This is a genomic window from Streptomyces hygroscopicus subsp. hygroscopicus (assembly GCF_001553455.1).
Lineage (GTDB): Bacteria > Actinomycetota > Actinomycetes > Streptomycetales > Streptomycetaceae > Streptomyces > Streptomyces hygroscopicus.
Genome location: NZ_BBOX01000117.1, coordinates 1 through 18,312, shown reverse-complemented (window position 1 = coordinate 18,312; position 18,312 = coordinate 1). Strand labels below are relative to the sequence as shown.

Sequence of the window (18,312 nt, the reverse complement as noted above, 5' to 3'; positions counted from 1 at the left end):
TCCCTCACGCCCGGTCCGCTACGCGTTCGCCGAGCAGGCCCTGTGGTCTGACCAGCAGGACGACGATGAGCAGGGTGAAGGCCCATACGTCCTTCCAGGCGCCGCCGCCGAGCTGGTCCATCCCGGGGATGTCCTGGATGTACTTGATGGCCAGGGCCTCGACGATGCCGAGGACGACGCCGCCGAGCATGGCGCCGTAGATGTTGCCGATGCCGCCGAGCACGGCGGCGGTGAATGCCTTGAGGCCGGCGATGAAGCCCATCTCGAAGTTGATCTGGCCGTATTTGAGCCCGTGGGAGAGGGCGGCGACGGCGGCGAACGCACCGCCGATGGCGAAGGCCATCATGATGATGCGGTCGGTGTTGATGCCCATGAGTTTGGCGGTGTCGGGGTCCTGCGCGGTGGCCTGCATGGCGCGGCCGGCGCGGCTTTTGGAGACGAACAGGCCGAGGGCGAGCATGCACAGCGGGGCGGCTATGAGGAGGAAGGCGTCGCCGCGCTGGATGTGGAGATTGCTGAGGATCTCGAACGACGAGCCGTCGAACTGCGGGAAGCTGCGGGGTTTCTTGGCGTCCGGGTAGAAGGCCCAGACGGCCTGTTGCAGGGCGATGGACAGACCGATCGCGGTGATCAGGGGGGCGAGCCGGGGGCCGCCGCGCAGGGGCCGGTAGGCGAAGCGTTCCGCCGCGGTGGCGATGGCGACCGAGGCGGTGATGCCGCCGATGAGCATCAGGGGCAGGGCGAGGGAGAGTGCGGTGCCGCTGGGCAGCCAGAGGTAGATGGTGAGGGCGCCGAAGCCCCCGATCATGAAGATCTCGCCGTGGGCGAAGTTGATGAGCTGGACGATGCCGTAGACCATGGTGTACCCGATGGCGATCAAGCCGTAGAGGGCGCCGAGGGTCAGGCCGTTGACCAGCGTTTGCGGCAGTTCGTGCACCGCAGGGCCTCCGATGAGCGTGTCGGATATGACGCCGCGCGAGGGCGATGGTGTACGCCCTCGCGCGGATTCGTTCTGGGTGTGCGGGTCGCTGCCGGCGGGGTCAGTCCTTGAAGGTCTCGCTCTTCACGGACTTCCAGGCGCCCTTGGTGACCTTGTAGACGGTCAGCTGCTTGTTGGTGGTGTCGCCGTACCGGTCGAAGGAGACCTTGCCGGTGACGCCGTCGAAGGAGACCTTGCCGAGCGCTTCGGTGATCTTGGCGCGGGGGTCGTCCGGGAGCTTGCCGCCGTTGTCCTCGACGACGGCCTTGACGGCCTGGATGATGGCCCAGGCGGCGTCGTAGGAGTAGCCGCCGTAGGCCGCGTACGGGTCGTCGTAGTGCTGGTCCGCGTAGTTCTTCACGAACGTCTTGGCGGAGTCGAGCTGTTCGACCGGGTAGCCGACGGAGGTGGCGAGGTCGCCGTCGTTGCTGGTGCCCGAGGCCTTGATGAAGGCGGGGTCGTAGATGCCGTCGCCGCCCATGATCGGGACCTGGGCGCCGGCCTGCTTGACCTGGTCGGAGAGGAGGCCGCCCTCCGGGTACTGGCCGCCGAAGTAGACGGAGTCGGCGCCGCTGGACTTGACCTTGTTGGCGATGCCGGAGAAGTCGGTCTCCTTGACGGTGAGGTGGTCGCGGCCGACGACCTTGCCGCCGAGCCGCTTGAACTCCTCGGCGAAGATGGTGGCGAGACCGTTTCCGTACGCCTGCTTGTCGTCGACGACGAAGACCTTCCGCTTCTTGGCGTCCTTGTAGTAGTACTGCGCGGCGAACCGGCCCTGGATGATGTCGGTGGTCGCGGTGCGGAAGTAGGTCTTGAAGGGGCGGGATCTCTTGCCCGAGGCCCAGTCGTCGCCCTGGCTGAGGGCCGGGTTGGTGTTGGCGGGGGAGACCTGGGCGAGGTCGGCTCTGTTGAAGACGCCCTGCATGGACTGGGCGACGCCCGAGTTGAGCGGGCCGACCGCGCCGAGGATCTCCTCGTCGTCGACCATCGAGGTGGCGTTCGCCTTGCCGGAGGAGGGCACGGCCTGGTCGTCGAAGGGTTTGACCTTGAAGGTGACGCCTTCGACCTCGTTGTTCTTGTTGGCTATTTTCGCCGCGAGGTCGACGGAGTTCTTGATGCCCTGGCCGAGAGCGGACAGCGAGCCGGTGAGCGGGGCGTCGACACCGATGACCACGGTCGTCTTGCCGTCCTTGCCGCCACTGTCGTCTTTGCTGTCCCGCGACCCGCAGGCGCTGAGGGTGAGGGCTCCCGCAGTGATCGCGGTCGTCATGATGAGCAAGGAACGGTGTCGCACGAGGAATCCTTTCCCTGGCTCGGCACCCGGCGTTGTGGGGTGCCGTGTCCTCGCCGGATGAACCTGGAATGGCCGTGCGGGTGCGGCGTACACCCCACGGGGTCGTGACTGGCTGTGACTCTAGGCGTGGGGCGCGACCGGGGGCAGAGGTCCAGACGATGATGTGACTGTCTTGTTATGACGCGCGTCACTTCGGGCTGTCCGTGTAGCGGAACGGAAAGGACGAAGGGGGCACATCGGGACCAACTGTCAGGTCCGGATGCTGAGAAGGTGCAGTTCCGCTAAGGAGTGTGAGGAACTGGCGAGCGAAGTGCGGAGCACCGGGTGCGGAGGAACGCGAAAAGATCGAGTTCGGAGGCGTTCCGTGCGCTGAAAACGCGACCTTATATTGCGTCAGGATTACGCAGTGTTACAACCGTCGACGCCGGTCCGGTGCGGGTCGGGCCACCCGCCACGACCGCGCGGAACCCGGTGGGCGCACCGCGCCCGTGGCCGGTCCGGCGGGGTGCGCCCGAGGAAGGCGGCGAAGGAGGCGAAGGCGGCGAAGGCGGTCACCCCCCCGGGGGCCGGCTGTACGACTGCCGGGCAACGCCGGGCGGGTGGTGTGCCGTTGACCTCCGGTCGGCCCCATCGGGCCGGGTTCCATGGCCCCGGTCTTGGGCGGATCGCCCGGGGGAGGGGCGCTCGCGGGTGATCCCCTGGGGAGGGGGTTGCTCGCCGGTGCGGTCGTCTGGGGCGGGTGCTGGCGGGCGGCTGCCGGGGGAGGGTGCTCGCGGGCGGGCGGCTGGGGCGGGCGCTCGCCCGGGAGGGGTGCTCGCCGGGGGCGGCTGCCCTCAGAGGGGCGCTCGCCGGGGCGGCTGCCCGCAGAGGGGCGCTCGCGGGGGCCGCCGGTGCACCCGGGGCGCATCGGGCGGGTGGGAGCCGGGCGCCGGATGCCCGCCCGGGGGCGTCCGGCACCCCGGGGGTCAGGCTTCGGCGTGTTCCTCGGCCTGGGTGACCTCGGCGACCGTCTGGGCGCGGCCGGCCTCGTCGACCTCGCGCAGCAGGCAGGTGAGGCGGGCGGTGCACACCCGCCGGTCCTGCTCATCGGTGATGACGATCTCGTAGGTGGCGGTGGAGCGGCCCCGGTGGGCGGGGGTGGCGACGCCGGTGACCAGGCCGGAGCGGACGCCGCGGTGGTGGGTGCAGTTGAGGTCCACGCCGACCGCGATCCGCCGGCTGCCGCCGTGGAGCATCGAGCCGACCGAGCCGAGGGTTTCGGCCAGCACGGCGGAGGCGCCGCCGTGCAGCAGTCCGTACGGCTGGGTGTTGCCCTCCACGGGCATGGTGCCCACGACGCGCTCGGCGGAGGCTTCGAGGATCTGCACGCCCATGCGGGTGCCGAGGTGCCCGGCGGAGAACAGGGCGGGAAGGTCCACGCCGAGCGCCGCGTACTCGTCGATGACCTCTTGCGGGAACTTCACGCTGGTCTGCTCGCCCATCGGACCGGCTCCGTTCGGTTGCTGGTGGTGGCCCCTTCTTACTATCAGGCGACTGAGCAAACGCTTAGGCCGGGGGTGTGTGTTCCAGGCGGACCACCACGGATTTGCTCGCCGGGGTGTTGCTGGTGTCGGCGGTGGCGTCCAGCGGCACCAGGACGTTGGTCTCCGGGTAGTACGAGGCGGCGCAGCCGCGTGCCGTCGGGTAGTGGACCACGCGGAAGCCGGTGGCGCGCCGCTCGGTGCCGTCCGTCCACTCGCTGACCAGGTCGGCGTAGTCGCCGTCGGCGAGCCCGAGCGCACGGGCGTCCTCCGGGTGCACCAGCACCACCCGGCGGCCGCCTCGGATGCCGCGGTAGCGGTCGTCCAGGCCGTAGATCGTGGTGTTGTACTGGTCGTGGGAGCGGAGGGTCTGGAGCAGCAGCCGCCCCTCGGGGGCCTTGGGGTATTCGACGGGGGCCGCCGTGAAGTTGGCCTTGCCGGTGGTGGTCGGGAAGCTGCGGCTGTCGCGCGGGGCGTGCGGCAGGGCGAACCCGGACGGGTCGCTGACCCGGGCGTTGAAGTCCTCGAAGCCGGGGACGACGGCGGCGATGCGGTCGCGGATCGTCGCGTAGTCCTTCTCGAACTCCTCCCAGGGGGTGCGGCTTTCGGGGCCCAGCACCCGGCGGGCGAGCCGGCAGACGATGGCCGGTTCGGAGAGCAGCTGGGTGCTCGCGGGCTCCAGGCGCCCGCGGGAGGCGTGCACCATGCCCATGGAGTCCTCGACGGTGACGAACTGCGGGCCGCCGTCCTGCAGGTCGCGCTCGGTGCGGCCGAGGGTGGGCAGGATCAGCGCCCGTGCGCCGGTGACCACGTGGGAGCGGTTGAGCTTGGTGGAGACGTGGACGGTCAGCCGTGCGGCGCGCATCGCGGCTTCGGTGACCTCGGTGTCGGGGGAGGCCGATACGAAGTTGCCGCCCATGGCGAAGAAGACCTTGGCCCGGCCGTCGCGCAGGGCCCGGATGGCCCGGACGACGTCGAGGCCGTGCTCTCGGGGCGGTGCGAAGCCGAACTCCTTCTCCAGGGCGTCGAGGAAGGCCGGGGCGGGGCGCTCGAAGATGCCCATGGTGCGGTCGCCCTGCACGTTGCTGTGGCCGCGCACCGGGCAGACGCCGGCGCCGGGGCGGCCCACGTTGCCGCGCAGCAGCAGGAAGTTGACGATCTCCCGGATGGTGGGCACCGAGTGCTTGTGCTGGGTCAGGCCCATCGCCCAGCACACGATGGTGCGCTTGGAGGCGAGCACCATGCGCAGCGCGCGGTCGATGTCGGCGCGGTCGAGGCCGGTGGCGCGCAGTGTCTCGTCCCAGTCGGCGGCGCGGGCCGCGGCGGCGAACTCCTCGAAGCCGTGGGTGTGCGCGCGGATGAACTCCCCGTCGATGACGCCCTTTCCGGCTCCGGGGGCGTCGGCCGCTTCCAGGATCAGCTTGTTGAGGATGCGGAAGAGGGCCTGGTCGCCGCCGAGCCGGATCTGGAGGAAGAGGTCGGTGAGCGCGGTGCCGCCGCCGGCGAGGCCGCGTGCGTGCTGCGGGTTCTTGAACCGTTCCAGCCCGGCCTCGGGCAGCGGGTTGATGGAGATGATCTTCGCGCCGTTGGCCTTGGCCTTCTCCAGGGCGGAGAGCATGCGCGGGTGGTTGGTGCCGGGGTTCTGCCCGGCCACGATGATCAGGTCGGCCTTGTGGAGGTCCTCCAGCAGCACGCTGCCCTTGCCGACGCCGAGGGTTTCGGTGAGCGCCGAGCCGGAGGACTCATGGCACATGTTGGAGCAGTCGGGCAGGTTGTTGGTGCCGAATTCGCGGGCGAAGAGCTGGTAGAGGAAGGCCGCCTCGTTGCTGGTGCGGCCCGAGGTGTAGAAGACCGCCTCGTCGGGGGAGTCGAGCGCGGTCAGCTCGTCGGCGATGATGTCGAAGGCCCGGTCCCAGGGCACCGGCTCGTACGTCTCGGCGCCCTCGGCCAGATACATGGGCTGGGTCAGCCGGCCCTGCTGGCCGAGCCAGTAGCCGCTGCGGGTGGCGAGGTCGGCCACCGGGTGGGCGGCGAAGAAGGCGGGGGTGACCCGGCGGAGGGTGGCCTCCTCGGCGACGGCCTTCGCCCCGTTCTCGCAGAACTCGGCCGTGTGGCGCTTGTCCGGCTCGGGCCAGGCGCAGCCGGGGCAGTCGAAGCCGTCCTTCTGGTTGACGCGCAGCAGGGTGAGCGCGGTGCGGCGTACCCCCATCTGCTGCTGGGCGATGCGCAGCGAGTGCCCCACGGCCGGCAGCCCGGCGGCGGCGTGGCGCGGGGGCGAGACCTCGGGTGCGTCCTGGACCGGGTCTCCTGTGGGCGGCTTGGCTGCCATGTCGCTCTCCCTCGTGTTCGAGCGTGACGGGACCTGTGCGTGGACCTATGGGTCCGATCCTGTCACGGGTCGCCGACGGCCGGGGTGGCGGCCCGGTCCGGTGGCCGGGGCGGGCGGCTTTGTCGGTGGGGCGTGGCAGGATCGGGGGCGTGGCAGAGAAAGCATCGAAGAAGACCGCAGCGCCCGCGCCCGACCGCACGGGGGAGGACCGTCCGCGCCTGCTCCTGCTGGACGGACATTCCCTGGCATACCGGGCGTTCTTCGCGTTGCCGGCGGAGAACTTCAGCACGACCACCGGCCAGACCACCAACGCGATCTACGGCTTCACCTCGATGCTGGCGAACACGCTCCGTGACGAGCGGCCCACGCACCTGGCCGTGGCGTTCGACGTCTCGCGCAAGACCTGGCGCTCCGAGCAGTTCACGGAGTACAAGGCGAATCGCTCCAAGACCCCTGACGAGTTCAAGGGCCAGGTCGAGCTGATCGGCGAGCTGCTCGACGCCATGAACATCACGCGTTTCGCGGTGGACGGCTTCGAGGCCGACGACGTGATCGCCACCCTCGCCACCCAGGCCGAGGAGCAGGGCTTCGAGGTGCTGATCGTCACCGGTGACCGGGATTCGTTCCAGCTGGTCAGCGACCATGTCACGGTGCTCTACCCCACCAAGGGCGTCTCCGAGCTGACCCGGTTCACCCCCGAGAAGGTGCAGGAGAAGTACGGTCTCACCCCGCGCCAGTACCCCGACTTCGCGGCCCTGCGCGGCGACCCGTCGGACAACCTCCCCGGTATCCCGGGCGTCGGCGAGAAGACCGCGGCGAAGTGGATCAACCAGTTCGGTTCCTTCCAGGAGCTGGTGGAGCGGGTCGACGAGGTGAAGGGGAAGGTCGGCGAGAAGCTCCGCGACCACCTGGAGTCCGTCAAGCTCAACCGCCAGCTGACCGAGCTGGTGCGGGACGTGGAGCTCACCGCCGGTCCGGAGGGGCTTGAGCGTGCCCCGTACAACCGCGAGGCGCTCGCGGTGATCCTGGACGCGCTGGAGTTCCGCCACCAGAACTTCCGCGACCGGATCATGGCTGTCGACCCGGGCGCGGCGGCGGACGAGCCGGCGGCCGCGGAGCCGGGCGTCGCGGTGGACGGGGTGGCGCTGGGCGCGGGCGAGCTGGCCCCCTGGCTGGAGAGCCACCGGGGCGCGCCGCTGGGCCTGGCCACCGTCGACACCTGGGCGCTGGGCAGCGGCAGCGTCAGCGAGATCGCGCTGGCCACCGGCTCCGGCCCGGCCGTGTGCTTCGACCCCTCGCAGCTGGACGAGGCCGACGAGCGGGCGTTCGCCGAGTGGATCGCGGACCCGGACCGCCCCAAGGTGCTGCACGACGCCAAGGGCATCATGCGGGTCTTCGCCGAGCACGGCTGGTCCGTCGCGGGCGTCAGCATGGACACCGCCCTCGCCGCCTATCTGGTCAAGCCCGGCCGCCGCTCCTTCGAGCTGGACGCCCTGTCGGTGGAGTACCTGGGCCGTGAGCTGTCCCCGGCGGCGGCCGCGGAGGGCGGACAGCTGGCCTTCGGCGCCGATGAGGAGGCCGAGCGGGACGCCCTGATGATCAAGGCGCGGACGATTCTGGACCTGGGCGAGGCGTTCGGCGGCCGGCTGAAGGACGTGGGCGCTGCCGGGCTGCTGCACGACATGGAGCTGCCCGTCTCCGAGCTGCTGGCGCGGATGGAGCGGTCGGGCATCGCCGCCGACCGCGCCTGGCTGGAGCGCATGGAGCAGCAGTTCGCCGCCGCCGTGCAGCACGCCGTGAAGGAGGCGCACGCCGCGGTGGGCCATGAGTTCAATCTGGGCTCGCCCAAGCAGCTCCAGGAGGTGCTCTTCGGCGAGCTGGGCCTGCCCAAGACCAAGAAGACCAAGACCGGGTACACCACGGACGCCGACGCGCTGGCCTGGCTGGCCGGGCAGACCGACCACGAACTCCCGGTGATCATGCTGCGCCACCGCGAGCAGGCCCGGCTGCGCTCCACCGTCGAGGGCCTGATCAAGACCATCGCCCCCGGCGGGCGCATCCACACCACCTTCAACCAGACCGTGGCGGCCACCGGCCGGCTCTCCTCCACCGACCCCAATCTGCAGAACATCCCGGTGCGCACGGACGAGGGCCGGGCGATCCGGCGCGGTTTCGTCGTCGGCGACGGCTTCGAGTCGCTGATGACCGCCGACTACAGCCAGATCGAGCTGCGCGTGATGGCCCATCTCTCCGAGGACGAGGGCCTGATCGAGGCGTTCACCTCCGGGGAGGACCTGCACACCACGGTCGCCTCCCAGGTCTTCGGCGTCGACACGTCGGCGGTCGACCCGGAGATGCGCCGCAAGATCAAGGCCATGTCCTACGGGCTGGCGTACGGCCTTTCGGCGTTCGGCCTCTCCCAGCAGCTGGGCATCAGCCCCGACGAGGCCCGCAAGCTGATGGAGAACTTCTTCCAGCGCTTCGGCGGGGTGCGCGACTATCTGCAGCGGGTCGTCGAGGAGGCGCGCGCCACCGGCTACACGGAGACCATGCTCGGCCGCCGCCGCTATCTGCCGGACCTCACCAGCGACAACCGCCAGCGCCGCGAGATGGCCGAGCGGATGGCGCTCAACGCCCCGATCCAGGGCACCGCCGCCGACATCGTCAAGATCGCGATGCTGAAGGTCGACGCCGCGCTGACCAAGGAGAAGCTCGCCTCGCGGATGCTGCTCCAGGTGCACGACGAAATCGTGCTGGAGATCGCCCCCGGCGAGCGGGAGCGGGTCGAGGAGCTGGTGCGCCGTGAGATGGTGGGCGCCTTCCGGCTGAGCGCCCCGCTGGACGTTTCGGTTGGATCCGGTGCCGACTGGGAGTCGGCGGCTCACTGAGAGATCCACTGACGCGGTGTTCGCACCGGTGGCTGCGGGCCATAAGCTGTCGTAGTGTCACCAGAGTTGACGCGCGGGGGAGCGCGAGGGGTTTCTACGGGAGGGGCACACGGATGGCACCGTTTATCAGCCGGCGACTGCGCAAGGGGGCGGCCACGACGGCGGTGGCGGCAGCCGCGATGGCCGCCCTCACCGCGTCTCAGGCGCCCGGGGTCGTCAGTACCGACCACGGTGACCGGAACCAGGAGCAGCGGGCCGGGGAGCCGGCGCCGGACGACACCCCCATCGACGGCGGTTCGTCGTACCACACCGATCTGCCACCGCTGGTGACCCCCGACAAGCCGGGCTCCTCGACCGATCTGCCCGGGCTCCCCGGGGGCAGCAGCATCAAGCCCGAGGCGGGCATACCCGCCAGCGTCCTGGCCGCCTACAAGAAGGCCGAAGCGGCCCTGCGGGAGTCCAACCCCGGCTGCAACCTGCCCTGGCAGCTGCTCGCCGCGATCGGCAAGGTCGAGTCCGGCCAGGCCCGCGGCGGCAATGTGGACGCGGGCGGCACCACCGTCTCGCCCATCCTCGGCCCGGTCCTCGACGGCAACGGCTTCGCCCTGATCAAGGACACCGACGGCGGCGCCTACGACGGCGACAGCGCCCATGACCGGGCCGTGGGCCCGATGCAGTTCATCCCGTCCACCTGGGCCAGCTGGGGCCGGGACGGCAACGGCGACGGCAAGAAGGACCCGAACAACATCTACGACGCGGCCCTCGCCGCCGGCAGCTACCTCTGCGCGGGCGGCCGCGACCTGTCCGTCAAGGCCCATCTGGACCGCGCGATCCTCGGCTACAACCACTCGCAGGAGTATCTGAACACCGTCCTGTCGTGGTTCGAGTACTACAAGCGCGGCACCCATGAGGTCCCCGACGGCGCCGGTGTGCTGCCCGCGAACGGCGGCTCCGGCGGCGGCTCGGGCTCGGGGAACAAGGGCTCGGGCAAGGACGGCGGAAAGGGCAAGGACCAGGGGAAGGGCAAGGAGGAGAACGCCCACACCCTGCCCAAGCCCAGCGACGAGAACGGCAACTCCACCCCCACCCCGACCCCCAAGCCCGGCTCCGGCGACGAGACCCCCGGCTCCCCGACCCCGAAGCCCCCGACCACCCCGCCGCCCGGCACCCCGAGCGGCCCCGGCAAGCTCACCGCCGTCGGCGCCAGGGAGCTGTCCGCCACCGCGGGCACCCACTTCGCCCGGTCGCCGCGGGTCAAGGCGGTGGACGCGGCGGGCAAGCCGGTGGCCGGCGTGCGGGTGAGGTACGAGATCCTCGGCGAGACCGGCGCGCGCTTCATCGGCCTCGTCAGGTCCGCCACCGTGCCGACCGGCGCCGATGGCACCGCCACCGCGCCGAAGCTGCACGCGGGGGAGAAGACCGGCGCCTTCACCGTGCGCGCCACCGCCGTGGGGCAGGAGGTCGCCCCGGTCGAGTTCGCCGCGACCGTCAAGGCCCGTCCGGTGCCGCAGGCCGACGCGCTGGCCCGGCTCGACGACAAGGAGCTCACGGCCCCGGCCGGCGGCTCGTTCGCCGGCCCGCTCACCGTCACGGCCACCAACAAGGGCAAGGCCACGGCGGGTGTGCCGGTCACCGCCACCATGATCACCTCGGCCGAGCACCCCGACCCGGCCGACAAGGGGCCCTACTTCCTGGACGGTGCGGGCAAGCCGGTCCGCGCCCTGACCGCCCTGAAGACCGACGCCTCCGGACAGCTCACGCTGCCGGAGATCCGCACCGGTGACCAGGCCGGCACCTTCCTGCTCCGTCTCACCACGGAGGGCGGCGCGGTCCTGGACGTCGAGCTGACGGTCACCCAGGCCGACGCCTCGTAAAGCGCGCGCCCCTCCGCACCACCGGCAGCTCCCCCGCACCGCCCCTGAGCCCCCACCGGGCCCGGGGGCGGTGCGGCGCTTTCCCGCCTTCGTGTTCTCATCTGCGGCCCCCGTTGCTACGGTGCCCCCTCCCTGACGACGCGTCAGGCAGCGCCTGCTGCCGGACCCTCGAGGAGGCCCCGTATGCGCGCCCTCGCCGCCGCCGCGATCGGACTCGCCGCCGCCCTCGCCCTCGTCCTCGCGGTGACGGCCATCGGCGCCCCCAGCGGGGAGACCTCCCCGAAGCCCCTGCTCACCACCGTCCCCGAGCACCCCTGAGGGAGGGACGACCGCCATGCGCCGCAGAGCAAGCCTGGTACTGCTGGCCTTCGCCGTCTTCTTCGCCGCCCTCGCGCCGCTGCTGCGCTGGTACGGCTATCCCCGGCTGGCCAAGATCCCGCCCAGCGAGTACCAGACGGCGGTCCTGGAGGCCCGCCCGGCCACCCTGCTCGACTACGGCACCATGAAGCCCCGCACCGTCTCCAAGGTCAGCATCGTGCAGACCCTGCGCGGCAATGTGGCGGCCGCCGAGAAGGTCGGCAAGGCGACCGGGCGCGACGTCGTCGTCTGGGACGCCCTGTCCTACGTCGCGGGGCCCGACGGCGCGATGGTCTCCAAGATCCCCGAGCGCTATGTCTTCGACGCCCACTCCCAGGACCCGGTGCACGCGGGCGGCGAACACGTCGACGGGGACGCGGTGCGCCGCGAGGGCATCGAGTACAAATGGCCGTTCCTCACCGAGAAGCGCGACTACCGCTACTTCGACGCCCAGACCCGCACCTCCGCCCCCATCCACTACAAGGGCACCCGGACCTTCCGCGGTCTCAAGGTCTACTACTTCGAGCAGACCATCCCCTGGACCAGGGTGCCGCTGCCCAAGACCATGCCGGTGGACGGCGTCACCCCCGAGACCGTCCGCAAGGCCGGCACCTCCCGCTGGTACAGCACCAAGCGGATGTTCTGGGTCGAGCCCACCACGGGGGCACCGGTCAACGGACAGGAGATTCACCGGGAGGAGCTGCGCGGCGGCACGCTGCTGGGCGACCGCGGCCGGGTGACCGTCTTCTCCGGCCATGTGAAGATGCGCGAGGACTACGTCCGGCACACGGTGGACCTGGTGACGTCCCAGCGCCGGCTGGTCCTTCTGCTCACCACCTGGCTGCCCGGGGGCTTCCTGGCCCTGGGGACGGCGCTGTTCGCGCTCGCCCTGCTGCTGGAGGCCCGCGGTCGCGCGGCACGTCACCAACGGTCCGTACCGGCCCTGGCGTCAACACCCGTCCCCGGGATTCGCCCGCGGTGACGAAGCCTGTAGTGATCAGGGCGGGGGCGTGGCTAGCATGCCGCGCATGCCTGGCATCACGATTGAGTTCACCGAGCAGGAGCTGGCCGAGCTGCGTGCCGAGGCGAGGGAGAAGGGCGTCGAGGTCGGGCGGCTGGCGCACGACATACTGACCGAGGACGTGGTGCGGCGGCGTCAGAAGCAGCGCTTCGTCGAGGGCGCGGTGAGGTTCGCGCTGGAGTACAAGGCCGAGTTCGAGCGGGAGTTCCCGCACGGCATGCGGTGATCCTGTATGTCGACGCCGGCTGGGTGCTGAACGTTCAGGTCGAGGTCTCCCCGGTGAACACCCCGGTCCGGGACTGGGGCGCGCTGCACTGCATGACCGAGCGCCACCGCTACGAGCGGTTCGCGGGCGAGCCCTATTACGAGGAGGCGGCGGCCCGCGCCGCGACCTTTCTGCACACATCGCTGATCCTCGAGCCGTTCTCCGACTACAACGCCACGATCGGCGCGGCCTGCGCGCAGATGTACATGGAGGAGTCCGGAGAGCCGATCACGCCTCCGCCGGGCGGCATGGTGGAGCTGGTCCGCGACATACGGGAGATCAGCGGGTTCCGGCTGGGCGAAACCGCCCGCCGGCTGCGCGACTGGGCCGACTGAGCGGCACGGCGGCCCAGGGCTCAGCGGCGGGCGCTGGTCCGCCGGGTCGGCTCGGCCGTCGTCGGGTCCTCCGGCCACGGATGCCTGGGGTACCGGCCGCGCAGCTCGGCCCGCACGGAGTGGTAGCCGTCCTTCCAGAACGACGCCAGATCGGCGGTCACCGCCGCCGGACGCCCCGCCGGGGACAGCAGATGCACCAGCAGCGGCACCCGCCCGCCCGCGATCCGGGGCGCCTCCTGCCAGCCGAACAACTCCTGCAGCTTCACCGCCAGCACGGGCCGGTCCCCGCCGTAGTCCACCCGCACCCGCGAGCCGCTCGGCACCTCGATCCGCTCCGGCGCCAGCTCCTCGAACCGCGCCGCCTCGCCCGTGGCCCACGGCAGCAGCCGGGCCAGCGCCGCTCCGGCGTCCACCCGCTCCAGATCGGCACGTCCACGGGCCCGCGCCAGCTCCGCCCCGAGCCAGTCGTCCAGGCGCTCCAGCAGCGCCGCCTCGGAGACATCCGGCCACGCCCCGCCCAATGCGCGGTGGAGGAAGGCCATCCGCTGCCGTACCGCCGTGGCCCGCGCCGACCAGCGCAGCAGCCCCGTCCCCTCGCGGCGCAGCCCCTCCAGCAGCGCCTGCCGCACCGCCTCCGGAGCGGGGTCGGTCAGCGGACGGGACACCAGCTCGATCGCGCCGAGCCGGGTCACCCGGCGCGCCAGCACGTCCCCGTCGGCCCAGCGGACCTCCGCGCCGTCCGACGCCAGCGCCGCGGCCGCGGTCCGCGCGGTGTACTCGTCGGTCACGGCCGCGAGCCGCACCCGCGCCGACGCGGAGGCCACCGGCCGGTCCGCGACGGCCACCGCGAGCCACGGCGCTCCGCCCAGCCGGGAGCCGTCGCCCAGCTCCGCGCCCGTCCCGGCGGCCATGAGATACGCCCGCTCGCCCCGCCGCCGGGCCACCCGCTCCGGAAACGCCAGCGCAGCCACCAGCCCGGCCACCGCGTCATCGCCGCGCGCCGGCCCGCCGCCACCCGGCCGGCCGTCCGGACGCGCGGTCCCCCTCGCGGTCCAGGTGGCGGTCAGGGCCTGTTCCAGCCGCCGGGCCTCCTGGCGCCAGCGGGCGGCGTAGGGGTCGCCGCCCCGGCGGGCGGTACGCCAGGCGGCGGCCAGGTCGTCGCCGTACTCCCTCGGGGGCTCCTCGCTCAGCAGGGCCACCACCTCGGCCGCCCGGCGCGCGCCGACCTCCTCCGCGCCGTCGATGAGCGCCCGCGCGAGGCGGGGGTGGAGGCCGAGACGGGCCATCCGGGCGCCGCGTTCGGTGGCGCGGCCGGCGGCGTCCACGGCGCCGATCGCGGTCAGCGTCTCGCGCGCCGCCGCCATCGCCCCGGCCGGCGGCGGATCGAGCAGGGCCAGACCCGAGGCGTCCGGATCGCCCCAGCAGGCCGCCTGCAGCGCGAAGGCCGTGAGATCCGCACCGGCGATCTCCGGGGACGGGAAACGCGGCAGCCGGGTGTCCTCCGCCTCCGGCCAGCAGCGGTAGACCACCCCGGGCGCCTCGCGCCCCGCACGGCCCGCGCGCTGCCGGGCCGCGGCCCGTGACGCCCTGACGGTCGTCAGCGCGCTCAGGCCGCGTGCGTGGTCCATCCGGGGCTCCCGCGCCAGCCCGCAGTCCACGACGACCCTCACCCCCGGCACGGTCAGGCTCGACTCGGCGACCGAGGTGGCCAGCACCACCCGCCGCCGTCCGCCCTCCGCGCCCGCGAGCACCGCCTCCTGTATGGCGGCGGGCGCCCGCCCGTGCACTTGCAGGACCTCCGCCCCGGCGAGCCCGCCCAGCTTCCCGGCCACCCGGGCGATCTCCCCGACGCCCGGCAGGAAGCACAGCACATCGCCCTCCCGCTCGCGCAGCGCCCGCCGCACCACGGCCGCGACGTGGTCCAGCAGGGCGGGGTCCACCCGCATCCCGTGCGGCGGCTGCACCGGGCGCTCGGGCGGCGCCCACACCACCTCCACCGGATGGGACACACCGGGTGCCGAGACGACCGGCGCGGGCTCCCCGGGGGCCTTGCCGCCGTCCGGCCCGCCGTCGCCCAGCAGCCGCGCCCAGCCCTCCGCGTCCGTCGTCGCCGAGGCGGCGACCAGCCGGAGGTCGGGGCGCAGCGCGGCCCGGACGTCCAGCAGGAAGGCGGCGGCGGTGTCGGCGTCCAGATGGCGCTCATGGCATTCGTCGAGGACGACCACGTCCACGCCGGTCAGCTCCTGGTCGCGGTGGAGCCGCTGCACCAGCACACCGGTCGTGACCACCTCGACCAGGGTCCCGCGCCCGGCCTGCCGCTCGCCGCGCACGGTGAAGCCGACCCGTTCGCCCGTCCGCTCGCCCAGCAGCCACGCCATCCGCCGCGCGGCGGCCCGCGCCGCGATCCGCCGGGGCTCGGCGACCAGCACCCGGCGCACCGGGCCGCCGCCCACCAGCCCGGCGAGCACCAGGGGCACCAGCGTCGTCTTACCGGTCCCCGGGGGCGCGCACAGCACGGCGACCCTGCGGTCGTCGAGCGCGCGCAGCAGCTCGGGCACGGCTTCCCGCACGGGCAGGCGGTCGAGGGCCCCGGTGCGCCGGTCGGTGGGGATGGTCACGGCCGGTGCCTCAGTCCCGCTCGCATACGAAGATCGCCGTGCCCGGGATGAGGCTCCCCCGCAGCGGGGACCAGCCGCCCCACTCCTGGTGGTTCCACGCGGGCCATTCCGGTTCGACCAGATCGACCAGGCGGAAGCCCCCGGCCACCACGTCCCGCACCCGGTCGCCCAGCGTCCGGTGGTGCTCCACGTAGACGGCCCGGCCCGACTCGTCCTGTTCCACATAGGGCGTGCGGTCGAAGTAGGAGGCGGCGACGGACAGCCCCTCGGGCCCCGGTTCGTCGGGGAACGCCCAGCGGATCGGATGCGTCACCGCGAAGACCCAGCGCCCGCCGGGCCGCAGCACCCGGCGCACCTCGCGCATCACCCGCACCGGCTCGGCCACGAACGGCACCGCCCCGTACGCCGAGCAGGCCAGGTCGAAGGAGCCGTCCCGGAAGGGCAGGGCCGTGGCGTCGGCCTGCACCAGCGCGACCCCCGGCCCGCCGGAGGCGGCGGCCTCCGCGTCGATCCGCCGCGCGTGCCGCAGCTGCCGGTAGGACAGGTCCAGCGCCACCGGCCGCGCCCCCTGGGCGGCCAGCCAGCGGGCGCACTGCGCGGCGCCCGCGCCCACCTCCAGCACATCGCGCCCCTTGAGCGCCTCCGCCGGACCCAGCAGCCCGGCCTCCGCCTCGTCCAGCCCCTCCGGGCCCCATACGAACCGGTCGTCGCCCAGGAAGGCGCCGTGCTCCTCCTGGTACTCGTCCGCGTTGCGGTCCCACCACCCCCGGCTGGCCCGGCTGCTCTCGGTGTCGTCGGCGATCCGGCGGGTGGCCGTCGGCTCGGCGGCCTCGCCCGTGGTGCTGGGCTCGTGTTCTTGGACCATTGCGCGCGTCGTCGTACTCTCTGTATCGACCTGTGGCTGCGGGGCACGGTAAGGGCCGCGCCGCAGTACGGACCATGCAAATTGCCGGGTTTGGGGCGTTAATCCCCGCGTGTGCTCTTCGTGCATTGACCCTGCCCGGCTGCCCCCGTATGCTACAAGTTGCGCTGCGGGCCTGTGCGCCTCGGACGGAGCAGGCCGCACTCGCATCTGTTGTATGTCCCCTCGGTTGTCGAGGCGCTTAACCTTTTCGATCACTCGGAAATCGGAAAGACTGAACGCCTCCTTGGCTGTCCGGCTTCGGCAGTGCGATAAGGGTCCTTGGCGTAGCAGTACCTACGACTTCATGTCCGTACCGGAGCCCTTTTCCACATGACGAGCAGCACCGAGGCAACCCGCACCACCCCGCAGGTGGCGGTAAACGACATCGGTTCCGAGGAAGCCTTCCTCGCCGCGATCGACGAGACGATCAAGTACTTCAACGACGGCGACATCGTCGACGGCGTCATCGTGAAGGTCGACCGGGACGAGGTCCTGCTCGACATTGGTTACAAGACCGAAGGCGTCATCCCCTCCCGGGAACTGTCGATCAAGCACGACGTCGACCCCAACGAGGTCGTGGCCGTCGGCGACGAGATCGAGGCCCTCGTTCTCCAGAAGGAGGACAAGGAAGGCCGCCTGATCCTCTCGAAGAAGCGCGCCCAGTACGAGCGCGCCTGGGGCACCATCGAGAAGATCAAGGAAGAGGACGGGATCGTCACCGGTACCGTCATCGAGGTCGTCAAGGGTGGTCTCATCCTCGACATCGGCCTCCGCGGCTTCCTCCCCGCCTCCCTGGTCGAGATGCGCCGCGTCCGCGACCTTCAGCCCTACGTGGGCAAGGAGCTCGAGGCGAAGATCATCGAGCTCGACAAGAACCGCAACAACGTGGTCCTGTCCCGCCGCGCCTGGCTGGAGCAGACCCAGAGCGAGGTCCGCCAGACCTTCCTCACCACCCTGCAGAAGGGCCAGGTGCGCTCCGGCGTCGTCTCCTCCATCGTCAACTTCGGCGCGTTCGTGGACCTGGGCGGCGTGGACGGTCTCGTCCACGTCTCCGAGCTGTCCTGGAAGCACATCGACCACCCGTCCGAGGTCGTCGAGGTCGGCCAGGAGGTCACGGTCGAGGTCCTGGACGTCGACATGGACCGCGAGCGCGTCTCCCTGTCGCTCAAGGCGACCCAGGAAGACCCGTGGCAGCAGTTCGCCCGGACCCACCAGATCGGTCAGGTCGTCCCGGGTAAGGTCACCAAGCTGGTGCCGTTCGGTGCGTTCGTCCGCGTGGACGAGGGCATCGAGGGCCTGGTCCACATCTCCGAGCTGGCCGAGCGCCACGTGGAGATCCCGGAGCAGGTCGTCCAGGTCAACGACGAGATCTTCGTCAAGGTCATCGACATCGACCTCGAGCGCCGCCGCATCAGCCTCTCGCTGAAGCAGGCCAACGAGTCCTTCGGTGCCGACCCGTCCGCGGTCGAGTTCGACCCGACCCTGTACGGCATGGCCGCGTCCTACGACGACCAGGGCAACTACATCTACCCCGAGGGCTTCGACCCCGAGGCCAACGACTGGCTCGAGGGCTACGAGAAGCAGCGCGAGGAGTGGGAGCGCCAGTACGCCGAGGCGCAGCAGCGCTTCGAGCAGCACCAGGCGCAGGTCATCAAGTCCCGCGAGGCCGACGAGCAGGCCGCTGCCGAGTCGGGCGGCGCCGCCCCGTCGCAGGGCGGGCAGGCGTCCGGTGGCGGTTCGTACTCCTCGGAGTCGGCCGACAACTCCGGCGCCCTGGCCTCGGACGAGGCGCTGGCCGCGCTGCGCGAGAAGCTGGCCGGCGGCCAGAGCTGATCACCGGCCGCTAGCGGCACCAGCTGAATCGGTGCCGCTAGTCGGCACCAGCTGAATCGGTAAGGCCCGCTCCCTTGGGGAGCGGGCCTTACGCA

The 18,312-nt window shown here is 71.8% G+C and carries 13 protein-coding genes; 7 read left to right on the top strand and 6 right to left on the bottom strand.

Annotated elements, in window-relative coordinates; all coding sequences use genetic code 11:
* Positions 1–4 precede the first annotated feature (4 nt).
* From AXW62_RS13340 to AXW62_RS13325, 4 genes are all read right to left on the bottom strand, one after another.
* Complete coding sequence (locus AXW62_RS13340; RefSeq protein WP_060944715.1) at positions 5–937, bottom strand: branched-chain amino acid ABC transporter permease; 933 nt, start codon at positions 935–937, stop codon at positions 5–7.
* A gap of 103 nt (positions 938–1,040) precedes the next feature.
* Positions 1,041–2,249, bottom strand: a complete 1,209-nt coding sequence (locus AXW62_RS13335; RefSeq protein ID WP_370682905.1) for a branched-chain amino acid ABC transporter substrate-binding protein — start codon at positions 2,247–2,249, stop codon at positions 1,041–1,043.
* Between the two features lie 989 nt (positions 2,250–3,238).
* Positions 3,239–3,754: a hotdog fold thioesterase gene (locus AXW62_RS13330; protein WP_060944713.1), complete on the bottom strand. Its 516-nt coding sequence runs from the start codon at positions 3,752–3,754 to the stop codon at positions 3,239–3,241.
* 64 nt (positions 3,755–3,818) lie between these two features.
* The gene (locus tag AXW62_RS13325; protein ID WP_060944712.1) at positions 3,819–6,122 is read right to left on the bottom strand and encodes an FdhF/YdeP family oxidoreductase; all 2,304 of its coding nucleotides are present in this window, start codon (positions 6,120–6,122) and stop codon (positions 3,819–3,821) included.
* 149 nt (positions 6,123–6,271) lie between these two features.
* On the opposite strand from AXW62_RS13325, the gene polA reads away from it, so the two are divergent.
* From polA to AXW62_RS13300, 6 genes are all read left to right on the top strand, one after another.
* The gene (polA, locus tag AXW62_RS13320; RefSeq protein ID WP_060944711.1) at positions 6,272–9,010 is read left to right on the top strand and encodes a DNA polymerase I; all 2,739 of its coding nucleotides are present in this window, start codon (positions 6,272–6,274) and stop codon (positions 9,008–9,010) included.
* A 113-nt stretch (positions 9,011–9,123) separates the two neighbouring features.
* Positions 9,124–10,884: a lytic transglycosylase domain-containing protein gene (locus tag AXW62_RS13315; protein ID WP_060944710.1), complete on the top strand. Its 1,761-nt coding sequence runs from the start codon at positions 9,124–9,126 to the stop codon at positions 10,882–10,884.
* A gap of 183 nt (positions 10,885–11,067) precedes the next feature.
* Positions 11,068–11,202 carry an SPW_0924 family protein gene (locus AXW62_RS42770; RefSeq protein WP_106416842.1) on the top strand — a complete coding sequence of 45 codons (135 nt, stop codon included), beginning with the start codon at positions 11,068–11,070 and terminating at the stop codon, positions 11,200–11,202.
* A gap of 16 nt (positions 11,203–11,218) precedes the next feature.
* Positions 11,219–12,223, top strand: a complete 1,005-nt coding sequence (gene pgfA / locus AXW62_RS13310) for a cell envelope lipid trafficking protein PgfA (protein WP_060944709.1) — start codon at positions 11,219–11,221, stop codon at positions 12,221–12,223.
* Positions 12,224–12,269: 46 nt separating this feature from the next.
* A complete protein-coding gene (locus tag AXW62_RS13305; RefSeq protein ID WP_037648080.1) occupies positions 12,270–12,488 on the top strand; it encodes a hypothetical protein in 219 nt (72 codons plus the stop codon).
* Positions 12,489–12,511: 23 nt separating this feature from the next.
* Positions 12,512–12,862: a hypothetical protein gene (locus tag AXW62_RS13300; RefSeq protein WP_242437909.1), complete on the top strand. Its 351-nt coding sequence runs from the start codon at positions 12,512–12,514 to the stop codon at positions 12,860–12,862.
* A gap of 20 nt (positions 12,863–12,882) precedes the next feature.
* Here the strand turns inward: AXW62_RS13300 and hrpB are convergent, their stop codons facing one another.
* Together hrpB and AXW62_RS13290 are read right to left on the bottom strand one after the other, a co-directional pair.
* A complete protein-coding gene (hrpB, locus tag AXW62_RS13295) occupies positions 12,883–15,480 on the bottom strand; it encodes an ATP-dependent helicase HrpB (protein ID WP_060944708.1) in 2,598 nt (865 codons plus the stop codon).
* Positions 15,481–15,490: 10 nt separating this feature from the next.
* Entirely contained in the window at positions 15,491–16,345 is an 855-nt protein-coding gene (locus AXW62_RS13290; RefSeq protein WP_060944707.1) for a class I SAM-dependent methyltransferase, read from the bottom strand.
* A 369-nt stretch (positions 16,346–16,714) separates the two neighbouring features.
* Between AXW62_RS13290 and rpsA the strand changes: the two genes are divergently transcribed.
* The gene (rpsA, locus tag AXW62_RS13285) at positions 16,715–18,217 is read left to right on the top strand and encodes a 30S ribosomal protein S1 (protein WP_030840855.1); all 1,503 of its coding nucleotides are present in this window, start codon (positions 16,715–16,717) and stop codon (positions 18,215–18,217) included.
* The last annotated feature ends 95 nt before the right edge of the window (positions 18,218–18,312 follow it).

Bases quoted from the DNA above. Each gene is read 5' to 3' on its own strand.
- AXW62_RS13335 (WP_370682905.1), bottom strand. From the start codon at position 2,249: ATGACGACCGCGATCACTGCGGGAGCCCTCACCCTCAGCGCCTGCGGG.
- AXW62_RS13305 (WP_037648080.1), top strand. From the start codon at position 12,270: ATGCCTGGCATCACGATTGAGTTCACCGAGCAGGAGCTGGCCGAGCTG.
- AXW62_RS13325 (WP_060944712.1), bottom strand. From the start codon at position 6,122: ATGGCAGCCAAGCCGCCCACAGGAGACCCGGTCCAGGACGCACCCGAG.
- AXW62_RS13290 (WP_060944707.1), bottom strand. From the start codon at position 16,345: ATGGTCCAAGAACACGAGCCCAGCACCACGGGCGAGGCCGCCGAGCCG.
- pgfA (WP_060944709.1), top strand. From the start codon at position 11,219: ATGCGCCGCAGAGCAAGCCTGGTACTGCTGGCCTTCGCCGTCTTCTTC.
- AXW62_RS13330 (WP_060944713.1), bottom strand. From the start codon at position 3,754: ATGGGCGAGCAGACCAGCGTGAAGTTCCCGCAAGAGGTCATCGACGAG.
- AXW62_RS42770 (WP_106416842.1), top strand. From the start codon at position 11,068: ATGCGCGCCCTCGCCGCCGCCGCGATCGGACTCGCCGCCGCCCTCGCC.
- rpsA (WP_030840855.1), top strand. From the start codon at position 16,715: ATGACGAGCAGCACCGAGGCAACCCGCACCACCCCGCAGGTGGCGGTA.
- AXW62_RS13315 (WP_060944710.1), top strand. From the start codon at position 9,124: ATGGCACCGTTTATCAGCCGGCGACTGCGCAAGGGGGCGGCCACGACG.